Origin of the sequence: Listeria goaensis, from assembly GCF_900186125.1 — a bacterium.
GTDB lineage: Bacteria > Bacillota > Bacilli > Lactobacillales > Listeriaceae > Listeria > Listeria goaensis.
The window spans coordinates 216,431-237,359 of sequence record NZ_FYBQ01000003.1; the positions used below are offsets into that span (position 1 = coordinate 216,431).

The window sequence follows — 20,929 nt, forward strand, 5'->3', positions numbered from 1 at the left end:
TCTTTTAGCAATTCTTAATTCACTAATTATCATATCAGTTTAAAATCAGAAAAAAAGCTATTTTTATCGATTAACCTTTGTTTTTTGTGTATTTTCTGTTACAAGTTTTCTTATCTACTAATTACTAAAAAGCAATATTTATATTGAAAATCATCTGCTAAAAACCGCTTCTAATTGTTTTTTCAACCTTGATCTTTCGGCGTATTTTCTTGCTTTGCACGGAAAATTGTGCCTTTTTATTTTTTTCGTAAAATCCTCTACGAATAATCCGGTTTTTGATTATTCGAAATTTCTTGAGTTCACAAATTCGTTACAAATGTCCATAATTACATCGGATGTGTATATAAAGCAAATTACAGATAAAAAGAAGCATAAATCCTGTACAATTTATGCTTCTCTTACTAATTTTTATTCTACTTCCACATCATTTTGTACGATTATTTCCCCCATCAAACCGTAACCTATAATAGTAACTTGGTCATCTGTACTTAGAATCTTATCTTTCGCATAATATCTCCAGTTAGAATCATCCATGACACCAATTTTACTATATGTTTTGTCGCCAACTTTGAGTGCAACATATTTTACATCTCCAGTAAATTTCCCCTTCACATAGCTATCAATTTTTAGTGTAAAAGCATCTGGAGTAATCGTTGTTTCTTTTCTTGGTTCTTGTAAAACATTGATTCTTTCCTCATCAACGAGCGCCCCCGCCGCATTATATGCTCTTATAACAACAGTATCATTTGGGCTTGTAATTTTGTCTTTTGCATAGTATTGCCAGTTTATGCTATCAATTACTCCCACTTTTGCATATTCCATATTGTTCACAACAAGCGAAATATATTTAACTCCTCCTGTGAAAGTTCCCCTAATATAGGAATCTGTTATCATAATGTAATCACTAGAATCTGCTGTGATTGTCCCTTGAATGCTACCGGGACCGTTTATTAAAACAGCTGTCCTGTAAATTAATTTCCCTTCTGGATTATAGCCGAGTACCTCCACATTATCAGTGAGACTTGTAATTTTGTCTTTTGCATAATATTGGAAAGTATCTTCTCCGACTACACCTACCGCTGGATAAACCATTCCATTAACAACAAGCGCCACTTTTGCGATTGAACCTTCGTAAGTACCCGCTACATAATTGCTCACTCCAACAATAAATGCATCAGCTGAAACAGAGCCCCTTAATAAATCGCCATCTTTAAGCTCTACTTTTGCACGAGATAACTCTTTGCCTGACTCATCTACTGCCACAAGGTATACTTCTTGTGACAAACTTGTAATTTCATGTTCGACCAAGTATTCAAAACTTCCTTCAGCTGAAATGGCTTTGTAGTCTGTACCATCAACTTGAAGATACACTTTCGCTACATCACCACTAACTGTGGATTTAATAGCCTCATCATAACCAATATAGAAAGGATCTGTAATGGTTATCGTCCCTTCTGTTTCTTTCGTTACTGTTGTAGATGCAGAAGATGTAAGCCAGTCAACCATAGCGGTTACCGTAACAACAACGCCTACTTTTTGCGCTGGAATAGTTAAACTATATTGTCCATCCGCATTAACTGTTCCTGTAGCAATTACTTCCGCGCCTACTTTTGCTTCAATAGTTGCATTTGGTTCTGCTGTTCCAGAAACAACTGTAGATTTATTTGTCACATCATCAATGGTTGTTTCTGCTAACACTCTACCTTGCTGAACATTTGTTGAAGCACTAGATGTTTTACCTTTTGCCACAGCCTCTACTGTAACTTCAGTTCCAATAACTTGTCTAGGAATTACAAGATTATATTTTCCTTCTGAGTCAGAGTTTCCTGTTCCAATTACTTCACCGTTTACTCTAATTTCAATAGTTGCATTTGGCTCTGCTGTGCCTGATATATTTGTAGAATCCGTTGTCAGTCTGTCAATAGTCGTTGCTGCGATATTTGTTAAAGCATAACTACCACCACTAATTTTAGCGGTTGTCTTACTGACAAATTGCGCCTTGAAGTCCGAGCTGTTCGAAGTCAAATTCTTCTGGTTAAGATTACTTCGATCCCATCCAGACAAATCAAAAGTTGCTGTTTTAAAATCATAGTAATTATGAGTCGGTTTTGCACTATTAATTAATCCCGCATCCCAAGTTGATAATCCGTTATCGGAATTAATGTTGATATTTGTCGAACTTCTAGAATAGTTGGCAAAAACAGACCCTACAGCATTTGTATTTGTGATTAGAAAGTTAGAACCATTCTCAAATACTAATTTACCACTTGTTTGTACGGTCCCTTGCCTACCCGGAGAGGTTACAACAAAGTCTGCACCTGTCTGTACAGTTAAGTTTCCATTTGTAAGTGAAATTCCTTCTTCAGTTAATTCCCCTGATGTAGCCTGAAATTTACCACCTGTTACAACCGTCATTTCGGCATTTGACCATGCTGTATAAATCGCTTGTTCATCTGTGGATTTTAATACCATGTTTCCAGCAACGATGATTTTTGTATCGCTGTCATGTCCGTAAAGCGAAATATCTTTTGAAGTCACTTTAAAATCAGAATTTGCCTCTTGATTTACGCTATCGTATACTCGTAATGCTGGAGAACTCGTTTGGGAAGTGAAATTAACAGTCGCTCCTGATTTAACAAGAAGTTTATCCCCTTGATATACTTCTTCCCTCGTAGAATTTGCCGTAATTTTCCCCTCCAAAATGGTTGTTCCATGCGCATTATAAATAAATTGCGCCCCTGAAGAGTTGACGTCTTTATACGTCACAGTTACTTCAGAACTTTCGGACCAAAATAGCGGATAGATGTTTTGATTTGTAATCGTTATCCCTTCAACACGATTCAGTAATTTAGTTTTGGAAATTCCAATTCGGTAGTTGTTCATGTCGATCGTATGCCCGTCACCATACAAATTCTTTTGTGAAGAAAAGTTAAAGCTTGAAGTTACTTTAATATCTGCTGTAAGCTTGATATTTGTAACATTTGCATCTAGTAGCGCTGCTCTTAATTCCCCAAATGTCGCTACCTCAGTTGCATCAGCCGGTATTGCTGTCAATGCCACTCTATTCGCTACTGCTTCATCAGCAAACGCTGAAACAGGCGAAAAAGCAATTAACGAGCTCCCAATTAACACCGTCGCTAAAACAATTTTCCCACTTCTTTTTAAAAATCCCTTTACTACCATTAACATTTTTCCTCCCTATTTTTTATTTCTGATTGACTCAACTCGAATCAATCAATTTGCTTACATCAGCCATTTATATCCCCCTAAGAAAACACATTTTTTGAGCAGTATTTTTCTAAGTTGACAATATAAAATTTGTCTGCAATTTCAATAAATCCCTCTGATTTCAAACTAACTTCTACATTTTTGACTGAACTAGGGCTGAGGCCAGCATATTCTGCAATAAATTTTTTATTAAATTGTTTTGGTAGTATGTAGGTTTCATCTTGCTTTGTTCCAAATCTTGAAGCCAAATCAAAAAAGGTTGCTTTTAACCTTGAAAAACTATCTTCCTGCATTAGTAAATACCGATTCGTTAGAAACTTAATTTGTTTCTGCATTTCTACTGCTAAAAATAACCAACCTTCCTGATGGCTAAACAATTCCATCAAAACTTCTCCAACTTGAAAAACGATAACTTCACAATCTACAATTGCCCTGTATTCACTTATACCGTCCTCTTGTAAAATGATTCTCTCTAACCCAACAAATTCACTAGCTTTTCTAATATTAATGGGAAAATCTGTTTTTGTTAAAACCATTATGCCTGACGATAAAAAATACACTTCGTTGTTTGCAATCGGATTGACTATATTTCTTTTTCTGAGCTTCCGATACTCGCAACTAACTCGCGGTGAATGAATAAGCAATTCAATCAAGTTTTCATGACTAAACTCCAACTCTACAGTTTCATTAGAATAAAACTCCTTTATCTCTGAAGACATATGCCCCGTTCCTTCCTTTGGTGTATTTTTTTGACTTTTTCCCTTCTTTCCATCTTCTTTTTTTATATAGAAAAAGTCAATATATGCTGCAAACAAGCCTATTTTCACTTAATATCATATCAGGTTGCGACTGAAAAAGTGGTCAATTTTGTAACTTTTTATTCTTTTTTTGTGTACTTTCTGTTACGAAAACCCGAAAGAAACAAAAAAACCCCACTTTCAAGGTGAGGTTAGACTCCTTTTTATACATTTTCAAACATAACCGCAAGTTCACCATCAAACAAAAGAATAACGGCTTTCCCGCCTTCTTCTAAATTAAAATCCAAAAACGATTTATATGAAAACAATTTTTTCAAAAAAGAATTCGTTTGATTTTTCCTTACTTTAACATCCGGATTATTCCCATAAAAAAGATAAACCCGCTCTAAAAAGCTTTCTTTATGCAGCTGATTAATTGTTGCTTCACGCCTTTCAGCCGCTATAGGTTCCGAAAGTAACATTCTATTATCCAAATGATAATCAATTCCCAACTCATCCAATGTGTCATCGTACGAACTAGCAATCGCAATCATTTGAAGATTATCGCCTGCAAACAATTGGGAAAGCGCATCATCATTTCCTGCATTGGGGCTATTTAAAAGCCGCGCAGAAATACGAAATTTTTCAACCGGCAAATTAAACTCTTTTAAAAATGCCGGCGGGACTAAAATGCCGCCTAAATTAGTTTCCTTATAGTCCATAAACGGAACGATTTTATCATCTAAACGTTGTTCGATTAGCTGAATAAAGTTTTCGCAGTCCTGTTCATTTTGGGCGGACACATAAAGTGTTGGCTCATTTTCAAGTAACGTTAGCCCAACTGAATGGCCGTTTAAATATCGGCCAATGTCCCATCCTCCTTTTTTCCCAAATTGCTCTAAACGAAATTCACATGGGTTACCTAAAAATAGTGTCATATATTTACAAAAGCCGTAAACGCAATACTCTTCAAGGATTTTAACCACATGAAAAGGGCTTGGCGAGTGTAAATAAACTTCTGCCATATGCACTTTAAAAGGAATATTTTCCTCTCGCAAAAATTGTTTCACACTTCTTTTCTCTGGAAAAATTATGGTTGCCGCGTCACTGGCAACGATTTTTTGCATATCACTAAAAACGTCCTGACCATATTCCCAGTCTTCAAACGAAATATCTCCTACGAAACCTTGATTTTGAATTGGTTGGTATTCCAAAAACTCCTCTTTATTCATCTTCTTCCTCCACTAAAAAGCCGTTTTTCATCAATTTTCCGATAACATAATTCTTCGATTGCCCAAATGAAATGGCTGCCTTTAGGCAAGTTCCATCATTTTTTAAAAGTAGTAAGTGCTTGTCGTAGTTTGAAAAAATTTGCGTCTTCCAATTTGTTCGGAAAATAATTTTGTTGATTTCAGATTGCTTCAACTGAAAACTTTTCCGTTCGCTAAGTAAAGCTTTCATTCCTTTTTTTACTAAAACAGCATCCACATGAGCCTCTCGTTTTTCCTGTCGCCTTCTAGCTATTTTGTACGGAATATAGAATAAAATGGCGCCAAAAAGCCCTGCCTGGTCAAGCAAATTTTCATGATGAAACTGCCCGCCTAGTTTTACAAAAACAAGTGTATTTTCGTAAAAATAAACCCGGTAATACTCATCAGCTGTAAAAACATGTGCAAATGACAAATGAATGTGCGGATATTTTTTCATAACTTCTCCTTTTTAATTGTTAATCTGAAGTTTTAGATACATGGGATAACAAGTGCATCTAAAACTTTGAGTAAAAGTACGCATAATGGACTACAACTTTTAAATTAGAATCTACTTTTTCTTGTCTGAAAAAGATAGCTACGTTCATTAGATATAGTTACTCGTATTAGCTTCTAAGCTGGGCATTATTTATCCAACCGATCCCATAACTTCAATTTCCCTGCAATAAAATCTAATGGATTGAGATTCATAGTCCTCAACATAATAGTTAATATTTTCTAGTATATCTAACCCCATACTTCCCGGTTGCTTTACTGGGATACTTTCTTTTAATAGAAAATCTCCTTTTTTGTCAATTACTACTAAACCAAGTTTCACAGCTTGCGTCCCCCATCAACTTGAGTATAGGCTTTTTTTATATTCTATTCATGATTCCAAAAAGAAAAACTGTATAAATAAAAAAACTAGGATTTATTATTTACACTCAAATAATTTTTAAGAATCTGTTCCTACTGAATGATTTCGTCCAAATTTAAAAATAATCAATCAAATTATCTATTTGCTTTCCATACTTAGTTGCCTCATCATTTTCGTCTAAACCATACTTGATAAAATACTCTAAAAGGATTTCTTTTATTTGTTCTTTTTCCTTTTCATTTAACCTCTCAATCTCTCCCCACTTCAATCTCACATGATACTCAGATAGAATTAAATCTAACAATTCTCGGTCTTCTATTTTCATATTATTTTTTCGCCTTCCTTAACCTTGTATTTCCCTTTCCCTTTCCATATGTTGTTATTATCTTTCCTCGTTTGCTAACCACTACTGTACTTTTCTTGCCACTTAACTTATATGCCATCCCTTTCCCCCCTCGCCTTACAGAAGTTTTTTTAGGATATTTAATAGTATGCAAAATAGCAGAGGGTTTTACCCCTCTATTGTTTCTAGAAATAGCTTGGTTTATCCCATGTTTAGTATATCCAGTGACTCGTTTGGTTAACGGCTTATTTATTTTCCCAACATATTTAGTAGCTGTAATAGCTTTCTTAGCTAGCTTAAACTTACCACCACCAAGCGCACCTTTTCCACCCGCAATTAATGCTTTTTTCCAACTCTTCGTTTTTTTATAAGCTTTATAGCCATCATAAGCGGCAAAACCCAATGTCCATCAGGGTCAACATGCATTACGGGATTATTTTGACCATAATCGTACCCATTCATCTTCTGTGGGGCGTCTTCGTCGCCTTGGTCTGGATCATAGTAGCGTGCCATCAAGTAATACTGTTTGATTTCTTTGTCATACGTGTAACCTGCATATAGTTATGGATTGGCTTCAGTTGTTCCTGCTGTGTTTTTAAGAACAACGCCCCATGCATTGTAGTGATGTTACAACGTTTTTCCGTTCCTTATCATTACAAAAATATAGCTATTTCAAAAAACAAGCACCTATACAATGTCGTACAGGTGCTTATCTAAACCTAAATACCTTATCTAGGATACTAGCATCCTCATTAGCTTCTAAACTAAGCATTATTTATTCAACTGCCTTAATACCCCTGTTTGTGCGCTCTCTTCTGCTAATGGAATTATAAACAAATTGTTTGATACAACTTTATTAAAGGAGCACTGCTTCAATTCCTCTCTCCAAGGAGGCCTACATATATCGAGAGAAATATATAAACTCCAAAAGAAGCTAAACATAGTAGAAAAGCAAATATTTTAGCCACTTTTTGATTCTTAATAAATTTATTTTTTTGTATTGAGTACAGTAATGAAATTACTATCAGGTTTGCAATTGCAACTATAGAAATAAGCACTATTATTTTAACCTCCTAATATAATAAATATGATACTAACAATGTAATAATAAAAGCAAGGCTGCTATATATACTTATAAAATTCACTGCCTTTTTTCTTGGTTCCTCGGCATCTTTGTTTGCAATCTCATTGAAAATAATAATTATCCATAGTGTCTCAAGCCCTACAAATACTGTAATAATAGTATCTGTAATAACATTTAAGAAAAAGAAATTTATTACTATGCAAATAAAGATAAGAACTGATACTGTCAAAACAACACTTCTTTTCTTTAACCAAGTCAATAAAACTACCTCCCTTTTATCTTGCTTTATTTTTTTAGCGTCTTGATATTGCATTTGAAGATCGGAATAATTTAGCTTTCAAAGTATTTTTCCTAGCTTTTTTTATATTTACAGCTCTCTTACCAGGGGTTTTACTTAGATGCTTTCTAGGGTTTCCTTTTAGTCTTGACCAGTTCTTTTTTGCAGTACTTGCAATTTTTTCAAACCCTTTATTTTTATAGATTTTGCTGCCTATTCGCATTTTTGAACCCACGCCAAACACTCGTCCTACACCAGTCCACATTAATCCTGATCCGGCTCCTTTTAACGCTGCCCATCCTGCTCCTTTCCAAGTTGATTTTCTACCCCTAATCTTATTCCCTATATAGTATTTTGCAACACCAAATACTGCCCCAATACCTGCTGCTGCAACATACTGCCAGAAATGTCCATCAGGATCGATTTTATTTACTGGGTTATTTCCCACATAATTATACCCATTCATCGTCTGTGGGTCGTCTTCGTCGCCTGGGTCTGGGTCGTAGGCGGTGAACACACCTTGTTCTGGCTCATAGTAGCGTGCCATTAAATAATATTGTTCGATTTCTTTGTCATACGTATAACCTGCATATAGATATGGATTGGCTTTTGTCTCGGTTGTTGTGGTTGTGTTTTTAAGAACAACGCCCCATGCATCGTAGGCGTATTCCGCGACCACTTTGCCGTTTTCATCGGTCATGGCAATGACGTCACCATGTGCATTGTAGTGATAGTACAGTGTTTTGCCATTCATTTTCATGGCTAGGCGGATATTGCTGTCGGAATAGACATATTGGCGGAGCACTTTTCCTGCGCTATCCGTTTCATACAGCACATCGATGCTGTCACCATCATAATGATAATTGGTTGTCACACCGTCCACTGTTTTGGAAAGACGGCGGTTGTCATCATCATAAGTATAACGGACAAATGGACTATTTTCATCTTTTTTTGTAATGCTGATTAAACGGTCGCCTGTGTCCCACGTATAATTGAATTTTCCGTCACTCGTTCGGTTGCCATTCGTATCATAAGTCAGTCTATCGCCACCAAATTGCACAAGCTGGTTGCCGTCATTGAACGTGGCGGCAGTGGTCTTCGATTCTGAACCAGTTATTTGAACTTGCGTGCGGTTTCCAAAACCATCATACGTGTAGGATTTGACGGTGCCGTCTGGCAAGCTTTCTTTCGTCAATTGATTAACAGCATCGTATTCATAGGTAGTTTTTCCACTTTTTTTGTTGTCGATACTTGTACGGTTGCTTGCTGCATCGTACGTATAGCTCTCGTCTAAAATGAGGTCGCCTTCTGCATCGCCAATTGCCACATTCGTTACTTTTTGGGTGCTATCATACACATAGTTTGCGGCTGTGCCGTTACCTGCTGTGTATAAGCCAATGTTGCCGAACTCATCGAACTCAAAATAGGCGTTTTTACTGCCGTCGTTCACGCGGGTGTTTTGGTCTAAATCGTTGTACGTGTAGCTTGTTTTGGCGGTATAGTCGCCGTGGCTAATGGAAACGTCGGCCACTTTGTCGGTTTTGCCTTTGTTGTCTTGTGTTGGCTTGTCTTTGTAGGAATAGCTGATCTGACCGCCGCGTTCGGCCACTTTTGTGATACGGTCTGCGTCGTCGTATGTTTTGTCCGTCACGATACCATTAATTTCGTCGGTGACTTTTGTTTGGTTGCCGTTTGGATCGTACTGGAATTTAAACGCTGGTTCGTTGTTCCACTTGATGCCGCTCGTGCGGTCCGCTGAATCGTACGTACTTTCGGTTACGCGCCCATTTGGCATGATAGCCTTTGTCTCATTGCCGCTTGCATCATATTCGTACTGAATTGTCCGCCCAAGTGCATCGGTGAACGCTGTAATCTTGTTGTCTACGTCGTAGGCATAACTATTCTTTTGCGTTTTCCCAGAAGCGGTAACATTTTTCTCTGTGGTGTTGCCGTTGTCGTCATATTTGTACGCGACTGATGTGCCGTTTGCGAGTGTTGTGTTCGTTAGAGCGTTGTCGGCATCGTAGGTGAGCGTTTTTTTGTTGCCTTTTTCGTCCGTTTCTGAAGTTTTGTTGCCGTATGCATCATAGGTACAGCTAATTTTACGGCCTTCTTCGTCGTAACTTGCCGTCACGTAGTTGCCTGATGCATCATACTCTTCGCGTGTTAGCACTTCGCCTTCTATGACGCGAACATCGTCAAACCAAGCTTTTCCGGTTAAGCCATTACGGAATAATGTGTAGATTTTAATGGATTGAATTGGTTTTGCAGGTTTTATAACTACAGCGCTTCGGTTCCAGTCGTTTGTACCGAGCGGGAATTGCCCTTGTACATAGGAAGCCGTTCCATCTTGATAATAAATCGTCCCACAAATGGAATAATCATTGGACATCACTGTAGTTGCGCCGTTTACTTTGGCATTTTCTGACTTAGATAATGCGGTTAACGTGAGTGCCTTTGCTTCTTTTTGATTAATAGCGACATCTTGAAGCATGTGTGTATGCGCTTCGCTCGTCGCCTTCCGTTCAAAATAAACCGCGCTGTCGCCACTAAAGCTTTCATTATCAACCACTTTAGCTTGGGATAAAGCTGTATTTCCCGTACGAGCCCATCCTGCTGGAAGCGTACCATTATGGTCTTCAAAACTGTTGTTTACGACTGGATTGTAGCTAGATGCTACGCTACCTTTTTCGAGTTGAACATTATCATACCAAATCGTGCCTTTTCCTTTATTTGGTGCAGCTTGCTCGTTGTCTAGGTAAAGCAACACTTGACGCGTATTTTTTGATGTTTTAAATGTCAGTTGGCGTTTTACCCAGCCGCTATTATTTTTAATCGAAGTTGGACGATTCGACTGCCAGACACTTCCATCCGTTACATCTTTCGCATTCGCATCTTGTAATCTAGCAATCAAAAGACCATCCGCGTTTGTCATTCCCGATGTTTTAGTCCATGCACTAAATGTATACGTTGTTTCTGGATCCACATCAACGCGCTGTGTTGCCGCCGAATAGCCTTTATCCGTTGTAAGCGCCTCGCTAGTCACCTTCACTGAACCACTGCCACCAAGCGCACCAGGTGCCATTTGCGTGTTATCAAATGTAATGCCACCCTTTGCATTCGATTGTATGAGTGTCCAGTTCGAAAGACTCGTTCCTTTTTCAAACCCACTATTTTGAACTAAATTTCCGCCAGAAGAGAGCTCTCCGCTACCGCGAATCGGATTTCCATATGCATCGTATTGAGTAACAGAAGAGACTTGTGCTTCCGTCGCCAATGTTTCCGACACCGCATCCGCTCCGTCATACGCCACCGTCGTCTTACGGCCTTCCGTATCCGTTGCACTCGTCACATCATTGTTATCATTATACGTATAAGATTCCGTACCATAAGCATCCGTCATCTGCGTCACATTTCCATCTGCATCATACGTATACGTTTCTTCCTGCCCTTTTGGATTTACTTCTTTTGTTAAATTATTTGATTCATACGTGTAGGTTGTTGTCAGCTTCAATCCATCCGCATCCACAATTTCCTTTTTCGGATTTCCTGCATCGTTATACTCATAAATCGTTTTTTTCTTTTTCTCATTTGTTAAAGTCGTTTGATGTTTTTCCTTATCATAAGAAAGCGTCGTCTTTTTCCCGACCGGATCCGTAATCTCCGTCAGCTTTTCATCCTCATAAACAAATGTCGTTTCATAAGGTTTAGCATCCGTATGTTTCGGATCATAAATCGCCGTTAGCAACCCATCTTTATAGCCGTATCGGTAGACTTTACCACGCGCCGTAGAGGAACTTACAAGCTCCTGATTCCCATTATACGTATAACTAATCGTCCGCCCCAAAGGACCAACAAGTTTCGTCACTAAATCGCCGTCATAAGTGAGCGTCACCGTCCGACCAGACGCATCACGTAAACTCGTAAGCTTGCCATCTGCATACACATATGTCAGCTGATTCCCTTTCGTATCTTTCTCAGAAACTAAACGACCATCTGGAAGAAAACGTGTTTCAGATTTATCTTCTTCCACTTTCAAAAAGCCGTCCGCCGTTTTAGAAACTTCCGAATAAATACCAGATGGCGCCGTATAAGAATCCCCTTTTTTAGTAAAACGATGGATTTTCTTGTCCGATTCAACCCAAATAATATCGCCATTCGCTTCTTCTACAAGTTTTTCCTCTAACGTACTTGTCCAGCCTTTCCCAAAAATCCCAATTGCCTCGTCTTGACTATTAAACGTTCGGTCCACATTAATGCTTGGTCCGCGTCCTGCGAGTTCGAAATCCGTTTCATGGAACAAGAAATTCCCATTTGTCGCATTAACTTCCCCGCCGCGTACAGGTACGCTCGTCCAGTAATCCGCCATACCAAGCTGTTTATTCACAGCCTCTGGAATGACTGGCGTAGCAGGATCAGATTGCGCACTTTCCGCATTGTTGCCCGCCTTTTGATAAGCAATTACGCGGAACCAATAATTTTTCCGTTTCCCGTAAATGCCGCCTGTATTTCGGTAGACTGGCGAAGGGTCTCTTGCAAGTTCTGCACCACTTCCGTCTTTATGAAGTGCAAACTTGCCATCTGCAATTTCTGCGTTTGTCGGCCAAATCCCTTTATTTTGCGTTGTCCATTTTGTCGCCGTGCCTACATCATATTGTTCGTACGTTTTTCCGTTGTAGGCAAGGACTTTATATCCATCCGCCATCGGGCTTGGCTCCCAATTTAACTCGACATACCCCGTTTCCTTATGTGCCAAATTGGAATAAGCTTTCGCAACAGGCGCTTTTGGCTTTTCAATCGGCATGTAGGCAAAAACCAAATCGGAGTTTGGGCTTTCACCGCCTGGATAAACTGCCTGCACACGGAATAAATAGCGCGTTAAATTGCGTAGTCCAAAGCCACTTCCTGCTAAATAGCCGTTCTCATATAATTCCCGCGGATCAAGAGCAAATTCGGTTCCTTTCCCATCATGGTGAAAATAAAATTCACCGTCTGCAATTTCGGCAGCGGTCGGGAAAATTTTCTTACCTTTTGTGCTCCAAGTTGTTGCCGAACTCCCAGTGTTAAAATATTCATAGTTATAACCATTAGAAATAACAATATTGTAACTTGTCGCACCCGGAACTGCCTTCCAAGATAAATCCATGTAACCTGTACCCGTGCCAACCCCGTTCGAATATGTCTTTACAGTTGGTTTCTCGGGCTGGGCATAGGTATACGTCACTTCCAAGTAAGGATAGTTTGTATTATTTTCACTTGCAACTATTTTCTTCCAGTAATTTTGGTCAATATTTGTCCCTAGGCGAAAACCGTAATTTGGTCGTACTCCACTTGCCCATGCTTGAACCGTACTCGTCACATCTAAGCTCGCCCATTGTCCACGACCAACATCTACGCTCCCTAGGCGTGTTCCACTTGGTTGGTTTGCCCATGTAACTTGCCACGGAGACCAGTTAGCATTGGCTTCATAATACCAAATATCATTTTTTAAAGTCGGCGACATGTGCCAAATATTATAAAGCTTTAAAGTGGCTTTTGAAATGGATGCTTTGTTTAATGTAGAAGTATCCATTTTTAAGAAAGCAGCGTTATTTCCTGTTGAATTATCCCACTTCCCGAGTTTCAGTGTATAGGCATTCTGACCAGAATCCCATAGTTTACTCCCAATGTTATTTTCTGTTGTGCTTGCAGAATTAATATTCGCATTATAAATATCATCAATTCGAACAGAAGGATCAATATAAACAGGATATACCCGCTCTGGATCATTAAGCCATTCTGTATCTACCTTCAATTGCAATTCATAAACCGTTTTCGTAAGTGGCTTTAATTCGAAATGTGCCGCTTCTGATGTAACAGCTTCACCCGATTCCTCGCCAATATTCGAATCTGCCATAACTGGTTTCGGTAATGTATAAATGGTGTCGCCTGTTTTATTTTCAAAGACGATATCGCCATTTTCCGCTTGCTTGACATGTAGTTTTGTTTCAATGTGGTATACATACGTATCGAGCTCATTTTTTTCATGTAAAACGAGGTCTTCCTTTACTGACTGATTAAATGTAAAATGTCTTAAATCAGTATCCGGAAGCACCTTTTTATATGTAACCTCATTGTCTTCAAAAGTTGCCTTTTGATTTTCGGTTAAAATTTCTGTCTCACCTTGTCTAGCGGATTTCAGCGCAAATGTCACTTCTGCACCACTTTGCGTTAATTTTTGATAAACTCCATTCTCCATGTTTTCGAAAAATTCAATGTTTATTTGTGTTTGCTTTGGAGTAATCTTCTCCGTTACCGTATCTTTTTCCAAATCTGGATCGACACGTTCCATCTCTCCGTCAACTTCTACATGAACAGGTTCTGAAAAAATTTGCTTTGTAAAACTTCCGTCATGATTGTCATATACAATTTCTGTTTCCGTTCTTTCATCTTTTACTTCTGTTGGCTTTTGTTCTGTCTTATTTGTGTCATCCTTACTCGCTACATCCTCTTCAGCAAATCCTGTGTATGGTGGAATAAGCGACAAAACAAGACTTGCCGACATTAAACTGAGCAGTCCCTTTTTCCATGTTTTCTTCATGTTCAAACCCCTTTTTTCTATTTTTAAAAACCCTTTTTCGCAAGCGCCTCCCACTCGTTCACGTAACACAAACGTAACAATTCATTTGTCTTTTGTCAATGTAATTATCCCTTTTTCTTATACTAAATTTCACAACCATATAACATTTTATACTTTCTTTTCGAAAAGATGTCTTTTTTTACATAAAATGTTTTCTTTCATCTTATACAAATCTGCAAATTATATAATTAGTTTTATATCCTCAAGTGTTGTATACTACAATTGAAAGGATTGTAATTTTACTTTCGTTGATTAAAAGACGTACGGGATAGAGAAGTTGAGGTAGTCATAGACTTTAATGGGGTGACAAAATGAACGGCTATGTTTACGTGCAGATTTTTAAAATTTTACATTTCCTAGATTCTCATTGTCTGGAGATGGATTATTTGCAACAAGAATTACCAAAAATAGAGCGCGAAACAGATTTAAACAAAAATCATATTCTTGAAGTATTGTATAAACTGGAAGAATACGGGTATGTACTTCGAGCATATGGACAGACAAATACAAGCTATCACATTACTACAAAAGGGCGTAACTTAATGTTACATATCAAAAAGAACGCTAGTCGAAATATACCAAACAATTGTAAGGTTATTCCTATCAAAAGTAAGAGTCCACTTATTTTTGACTAGCATTCTGCGTCAGGCGGCGGTGTTTAATCGCTGCTTTTTTTTATGTAATGCATTACATATGAGTTAAAGGGAGTTGCGTTCTGTTACGCGATAAATATGAATCGTTAAATAAACTTGTTCATCACGCGTTAAGGAGGCATGATGGGTATTTTTTAAATAGGCATCAATTTTTTGGGTGCATTTAAATGCTTCTGGATATTTGATTTGGACTTGTTCAAACAGAAAATCATCGCCAGAATCTACGACTTCGTCCAGCAGCATTCTTTGAGCAAAATATTGAAGGTGCGTCACAAAACGTGTGTAATTGAGTGAGGTTTCATCTAAGACCATACCGTAATGATACGTTACGATGTTTAAAATATCTTGAACAATTTGCGTCATTGTGACTGTGGTGGTCATTTGTTGGCCGTCTTGGCGTGCGTTCACGATATGCAGTGCGATGAAGCCGGCTTCATCTTCATCTAGCAAATAACCGAACTCTTCTTGGATAATGCCAAGTGCTTTTAAACCAACTTGGTATTCGGGTTGATAAAAGCGTTTGATTTCCCAAAGTAATGCGTTTTTCAGGTTAATGCCTTGTTTATAGCGGGACAGCGCAAAATTAATGTGATCGGTAAGTGTCAAGTAAATGTTGGCGCTAAGTTCGGCGCCTAGTTTTTCCTTTGCATACTGTACGATGTCATCAGCGACTCGCAAATGTTTGGCGGATATTTCGCTTAGTAATTCAGAAAGCTTTTCGGAAAGCTCATGTGACTCCATTACAAAGGTCTTTTCAATTTTCGTCTCGTCAACTTCATCTCCGACTTTCTTTTGAAAAGCTAATCCACGCCCCATAACAACAATTTCCTTGGCCTCTCCGTCTTCGGCAACGACAACATTATTGTTTAAGATTTTTATGATCTCCATTTGTCTTAACCATCCTTTCAAAAGAAAAAACCCAAACTAATTCCAAAACTACAAAAAAACAATAGTCTTCGAATTAATTCAGGTTTTGCCTGCCGAACAGTAACAATCCTACAATTCTTGTTTTATTATAGTATATAAAGAAAACGTTTGCAATACCTATTTGCAATTTGTCTACATTATATTGAGTGTTTTAAATTTTAGTTGCATTTGTAACTCATTATACTTTAAAACGTAACGTTTTGAAACAGGGAAATCGGGAAAATGAGTAATCAAAGCGCTTTGAAAAGGAGGATTTCCAGAATGGCAGATATTAAAACGAATTCAGTTCGGACAGCGAAGAAAGCACCCAAAATGAGTGATGCCTTGCCAAAAGAAAATTCCCACCATCAGTTTGCTGAAAAAAACCATGTAAACAATAAGCCAGCCACGGAACAAAAGCAACAATTCCATCGGAGAATTTTAGATTGAGCAAAATAAATCAAAGCACCCGGCAATACGCTAGGTGCTTTTTTAGGAGGAAAAGAGAATGCCAAATGTAAAAATGACTTTCATTAATTTACCTGTGAAGGATTTAAATGAATCCATTGCTTTTTACACGGAACTAGGTTTCAAATTTAATGCGGATTTTACCGATGAAAACGCGACTTGCATGATTCTGAACGAAACGACTTTCGTTATGTTACTAGTGGAACCATTCTTCAAACAGTTCCTGCCTGCGTCAGAACTTCCTGATTACAGAAAAACAACGGCTGTCATCAACGCACTTACATTTGACACACGGGCTGAAGTGGATGAACTTTACGAAAAAGCTGTCAATGCTGGGGCTAAAAAGGGATATCTCATGGACGAACAAGGCATGTATTCGAAAAGCTTTTACGATATCAATGGTCACATTTTCGAACTTTTCCATATGGAAATGAATCCACAGTAAAAAAACGTCCGAGCCATGCTCGGACGTTTTTTTTATTATTAATCATTTCTGTTGCATGCCATTTTAAGGGATAACTTTCCATAATGGATCACGAAAACCATTTTTCCCCTTGCTTTCAATTTATAGCAGCCTTACAGATGAGCTCGTTATTCTCACACTTTTATTTCAATCTTTTAAACGCATGTAACGAAAGCGATTACAGTCCTCTTGAACTAAAGCCGGAGGGTTACTGAATGCTCCGAAAAATTTAATTGATGTATATTTTCAAGCTTTAAATATGCGTCTGCACCTGTTATGCTAGTTAGATAGAAAGATTTTACAGGCATACTAAAATAGTTTGCTCATTAACTAATTTGGATTTGATAACAAATTCACAAAATTGAAAATCCTTCCTCTTTGAATGAATTTTAAATCCTTTTGAGCTTCATTTTCAACATTTGATAAAACTTTGTCCAAACTTTGGTAAAAAAAACTGGACAAATTAGAGATTTGTTTATATTGCTTATCTGTAAGCGGAGTCATAGGATAAAGGTGTAAGGTAAATTATTCCAGAAGCGCGAATAAAATTTCCGTTTTATTCAAAAAGCGTTTTATCGGGTTACATTTATTTACCCTTTGAAAGAAACTGCGAATGAAGTTCTGCGAAAGGAAGAAAATATATGTACCTATCTGCTAGATCTCGCATTATTTTAGAAAAAATACTTCCTGAAAAAGGTGACATTTCGATTCAGCAGCTTGCAAATGACCTTGATGTCAGCGAACGAACTGTGCGCCGTGATTTGGATGAAGTCAAGCAAACCCTTGAAAGCTTTGGGCTTTCGCTCATTCGGAAAGGTAGTAAATTATCCGTTAGCGGCTCGCTTCATGACCGGGAACATGTTCGTTCTACTTTGCTTGATTTAATCGGAAATGAATTTACGCCGCTTGAAAGACAGCAATTTATTTTGCGTGTGCTTTTAACGACGAACGAGCCTGTCAAACTTATTGCGCTGGCTAGTGAACTTTCGGTTACCGTTGCAACTGTCGGAAGTGATCTCACAAAAATTGAAGAAGAGTGGGACGGAAAAATTCGCATCGAGCGAAAGCGCGGCATCGGTGTCCATTTAGATGCTTCTGTCATTGAAAAGCGCGAATTGTTGCGCGAACTCTTACTAATGACCATGCCGAAGCTGAAACTTTATCAATATTTTGTGGATACGTTAGACGGCGTTCCGACTCAAAATAATGATGAATTTTTAAGCCATTTTATCGACTTCCAATTGCTTGAATTAGCTGACCGAACCTTAACACGCTGGATGAAAAAACTCTCTTATGAAGTCGACAATGATTCACTTGTTGATTTGCTCATCTACCTTCTGATTACAGTGAAGCAAATTTCAAAAGGGAAAATCATTTCTAAAAAAAGCGACAATCATATATTTCTACAAGATTATCCCGAATACGATATCGCTGAACGCATTTTAAAAGACTGCTTACCTGAACAAACCATTCCAGAAGCAGAGATTACCGAGTTAACCATGCAAGTCCTCGAAGCAGAAATTCGTCATGGCGAAGATGTTTTTTATCGCAACGAAAAAGTACAAGCCATTCGAATCGCAAAAAAACTCATTTCCCGCGTCGCAAGAGAAATCGAACTACCGCTGTCCCAAATGTCCCTGCTAAAAGGCTTAACGGAACACATTCAATATTCACTTATCCGCTTAAAGAAAAAAATGCCACTAAGCAACCCGCTTTTACCTTTGATTAAAAGTGAGTTTGGTGACTTGTTTAACATTGTACAACGCGTCGCATCCGAGCTTTATCCGTTTAAAAAGCTACCTGAAGAAGAAACAGGTTTCATCGTGCTCCATTTCGAAGCGGCGATCATCCAATCCGAGAATTTAAGACCCTACAGCGCACTAATTGTGACCTCTAGAAGTAATGGCGTTAGCACATGGCTCCGCGCCAGATTTCGCAAGCGTCTGCCAAAACTACAAAAAATTAAGTTTGTGACACCACTTGAACTCGTGAAAGAAACCGATTTACATAAATATGATATTGTCCTTTCCACAACGGATTTAACCGATTTCAAAATGGACTACGAACGAATTAGCATCTTCATTTCTGATGCTGAAATTAAAGAACTTAAACATAAACTTGAAAAAATCGTGGGCGCAAAAGGCAATTATGTCGACTTTCCGAGTCTTCAAGACAACTCAAAAAAGCTACCTGAAACGCTTGCTAGCTTAAAAAATATGCATCAATTTTACGGGCTGATTATTTCCTTCTTGGAGTCCCTTTACATCGAACAAGGCAGTGACATGACGCGAAACAAAGAGGATAACTTGCGTTCGTTCAGTCAGTCCATCGCGAACAAAGAACCTGACCTTTCACCCGAAAAAATCTTTAAGAAATTGAGCTCGCTCGAGGCGAAGCAAAAAGTCATTTCTGGCGGCGCAAATTCTGCCTACTTTCTTGTAAATGATAACGTGAAAACAGCTTCAACCCACGTTTTCACACTAAAGCATTCGCTCGATTTCCAGATTGAGGACGGCTTAAAGTCCGCCATATCTACTGTGATGATTTTTATGCTACCTTACGAACTTAATGCCGAACTGCTTGAAATTACAACTTACTTGTTGACCGTTTTGACGGAAGATGATGCCGCGATTTTGCTTGCAGAATCGGGCGACAAGGAAAAAATCGCATCACTATTTTCAACGTATTTAGAAGAATTTTTAGAACATAAAAATACGTATCGTACAGAAAATTTAGGTTTTCCATTCTAAAATTGTCATTATCATGTTTATCCGTGCCAACCTTATTCGGCAAATAGGCATGTTAATATAAAAAAAAGAGGAGGAATCATGAAAATGTCCAAAGTTTTAAATGATTTTCTAACACCACAGCTTGCTGCATTACGTGAACAAGGTTTATACAATGAAATTGATTCCATTCAAGGCCCGAATGGCGCAAAAGTTAAAATCCATGATAAAGAACTTATTAATTTATCTTCCAACAACTATCTTGGTTTTTCAAATGATGCGCGCCTAAAAGAAAAAGCCATCGAAGCGACAAAAGAATACGGCGTCGGCGCTGGTGCTGTCCGCACAATTAACGGCACAATGACCATTCACGATGAACTTGAAAAACGCATCGCAGAGTTCAAACATACCGAAGCAGCAATTGCTTTCCAATCTGGTTTCAACTGCAACATGGGTGCCATTTCCGCCGTTATGACCAAAAAAGATGCCATCATTTCAGATGAGCTGAATCACGCATCCATTATCGACGGTTGTCGCCTATCCGGAGCTAAAGTCATTCGTGCCCGCCATCAAGATATGGATCATTTGCGCGAGCTTGCCAAAGAAGCAACGGAAAGCGGTCAATATGAAAAAGTAATGTACATTTGCGATGGCGTATTCTCAATGGACGGCGATGTCGCCAAACTCCCTGAAATCGTTGAAATTGCCGAAGAATTTGGCTTAATTACTTACGTGGATGACGCTCATGGTTCTGGTGTCATGGGAAACGGTGCAGGAACAGTGAAACATTTCGGTCTTTCGGATAAAATTGATTTTCAAATCGGGACACTGTCCAAAGCGATTGGTGTGGTGGGCGGATACGTTGCCGGTTCAAAACAACTAATTGACTGGCTAAAAGTGCGTGCAAGACCATTCTTGTTTTCGACATCTCTCACACCATCATCGGCTGCTGCATGTATCAAAGCCATCAACATTATGGAAAATGAGCCTGAAACCATTGAAAAGCTTTGGAATAACGGCAAATATTTAAAAGCTGGCTTAAAAGATTTAGGCTTTGATATCGGGCATTCTGAAACGCCTATTACCCCTTGCATTATCGGTGACGAAAACTTAACGCAAAAGTTCTCTCGTCGCTTGCTTGAAGAAGGCGTTTATGCAAAATCCATTGTCTTCCCTACCGTTCCAAAAGGCACTGGTCGTGTTCGCAACATGCCAACTGCGGCACATACAAAAGAAATGCTAGATGAAGTACTTAAAGTTTATGCAAAAGTAGGTAGAGAACTAAACGTTATTTCATAAAT

The 20,929-nt window shown here is 38.4% G+C and carries 16 protein-coding genes; 5 read left to right on the forward strand and 11 right to left on the reverse strand.

All coding sequences use genetic code 11. From position 1 onward, the window contains the following. Nucleotides 1-408: 408 nt before the first annotated feature. The 10 genes from CFT42_RS05775 to CFT42_RS05820 form a co-directional block, all read right to left on the reverse strand. On the reverse strand, nucleotides 409-3,189 hold the full coding sequence (locus CFT42_RS05775; RefSeq protein WP_159458147.1) for an immunoglobulin-like domain-containing protein: 2,781 nt from the start codon (nucleotides 3,187-3,189) through the stop codon (nucleotides 409-411). A gap of 77 nt (nucleotides 3,190-3,266) precedes the next feature. Continuing rightward, nucleotides 3,267-4,043 (reverse strand): Crp/Fnr family transcriptional regulator, encoded by a 777-nt coding sequence (locus tag CFT42_RS05780; protein ID WP_244169934.1) that lies wholly within the window; start codon nucleotides 4,041-4,043, stop codon nucleotides 3,267-3,269. A gap of 146 nt (nucleotides 4,044-4,189) precedes the next feature. Then, the gene (locus CFT42_RS05785; protein WP_088815627.1) at nucleotides 4,190-5,197 is read right to left on the reverse strand and encodes a hypothetical protein; all 1,008 of its coding nucleotides are present in this window, start codon (nucleotides 5,195-5,197) and stop codon (nucleotides 4,190-4,192) included. Then, entirely contained in the window at nucleotides 5,190-5,672 is a 483-nt protein-coding gene (locus tag CFT42_RS05790; protein WP_088815629.1) for a hypothetical protein, read from the reverse strand. The genes CFT42_RS05785 and CFT42_RS05790 overlap by 8 nt, the downstream gene beginning before the upstream one ends. Before the next feature lie 189 nt (nucleotides 5,673-5,861). Further along, nucleotides 5,862-6,050 carry a hypothetical protein gene (locus CFT42_RS05795; RefSeq protein WP_088810279.1) on the reverse strand — a complete coding sequence of 63 codons (189 nt, stop codon included), beginning with the start codon at nucleotides 6,048-6,050 and terminating at the stop codon, nucleotides 5,862-5,864. A 154-nt stretch (nucleotides 6,051-6,204) separates the two neighbouring features. Then, nucleotides 6,205-6,414: a hypothetical protein gene (locus tag CFT42_RS05800; protein WP_088810278.1), complete on the reverse strand. Its 210-nt coding sequence runs from the start codon at nucleotides 6,412-6,414 to the stop codon at nucleotides 6,205-6,207. Between the two features lies 1 nt (nucleotide 6,415). After that, on the reverse strand, nucleotides 6,416-6,835 hold the full coding sequence (locus tag CFT42_RS14740; RefSeq protein ID WP_159458148.1) for a hypothetical protein: 420 nt from the start codon (nucleotides 6,833-6,835) through the stop codon (nucleotides 6,416-6,418). Beyond that, the gene (locus CFT42_RS14955) at nucleotides 6,769-6,945 is read right to left on the reverse strand and encodes a hypothetical protein (protein WP_244169935.1); all 177 of its coding nucleotides are present in this window, start codon (nucleotides 6,943-6,945) and stop codon (nucleotides 6,769-6,771) included. Before CFT42_RS14955 ends, CFT42_RS14740 begins: the two co-directional genes overlap by 67 nt. A gap of 560 nt (nucleotides 6,946-7,505) precedes the next feature. After that, entirely contained in the window at nucleotides 7,506-7,775 is a 270-nt protein-coding gene (locus tag CFT42_RS05815; protein WP_159458149.1) for a hypothetical protein, read from the reverse strand. A gap of 34 nt (nucleotides 7,776-7,809) precedes the next feature. Then, entirely contained in the window at nucleotides 7,810-14,373 is a 6,564-nt protein-coding gene (locus tag CFT42_RS05820; RefSeq protein WP_088815637.1) for a DNRLRE domain-containing protein, read from the reverse strand. Between the two features lie 350 nt (nucleotides 14,374-14,723). Here CFT42_RS05820 and CFT42_RS05825 point away from each other — a divergent pair, with 350 nt between their 5' ends. Beyond that, the gene (locus tag CFT42_RS05825; protein ID WP_159457891.1) at nucleotides 14,724-15,047 is read left to right on the forward strand and encodes a DUF3116 family protein; all 324 of its coding nucleotides are present in this window, start codon (nucleotides 14,724-14,726) and stop codon (nucleotides 15,045-15,047) included. 63 nt (nucleotides 15,048-15,110) lie between these two features. Here CFT42_RS05825 and licT read toward each other — a convergent pair whose 3' ends face one another. Next, nucleotides 15,111-15,953 (reverse strand): BglG family transcription antiterminator LicT, encoded by an 843-nt coding sequence (gene licT / locus CFT42_RS05830; RefSeq protein WP_088810260.1) that lies wholly within the window; start codon nucleotides 15,951-15,953, stop codon nucleotides 15,111-15,113. A 300-nt stretch (nucleotides 15,954-16,253) separates the two neighbouring features. Between licT and CFT42_RS14745 the strand changes: the two genes are divergently transcribed. The 4 genes from CFT42_RS14745 (at nucleotide 16,254) to CFT42_RS05845 (ending at nucleotide 20,927) form a co-directional block, all read left to right on the forward strand. Then, nucleotides 16,254-16,421 carry a hypothetical protein gene (locus tag CFT42_RS14745; protein WP_159457892.1) on the forward strand — a complete coding sequence of 56 codons (168 nt, stop codon included), beginning with the start codon at nucleotides 16,254-16,256 and terminating at the stop codon, nucleotides 16,419-16,421. 58 nt (nucleotides 16,422-16,479) lie between these two features. After that, entirely contained in the window at nucleotides 16,480-16,884 is a 405-nt protein-coding gene (locus CFT42_RS05835) for a VOC family protein (protein ID WP_088810258.1), read from the forward strand. Between the two features lie 659 nt (nucleotides 16,885-17,543). Continuing rightward, complete coding sequence (locus tag CFT42_RS05840; protein ID WP_088810256.1) at nucleotides 17,544-19,652, forward strand: BglG family transcription antiterminator; 2,109 nt, start codon at nucleotides 17,544-17,546, stop codon at nucleotides 19,650-19,652. An 84-nt stretch (nucleotides 19,653-19,736) separates the two neighbouring features. Next, complete coding sequence (locus CFT42_RS05845) at nucleotides 19,737-20,927, forward strand: glycine C-acetyltransferase (RefSeq protein WP_088815638.1); 1,191 nt, start codon at nucleotides 19,737-19,739, stop codon at nucleotides 20,925-20,927. Nucleotides 20,928-20,929 lie beyond the last annotated feature (2 nt).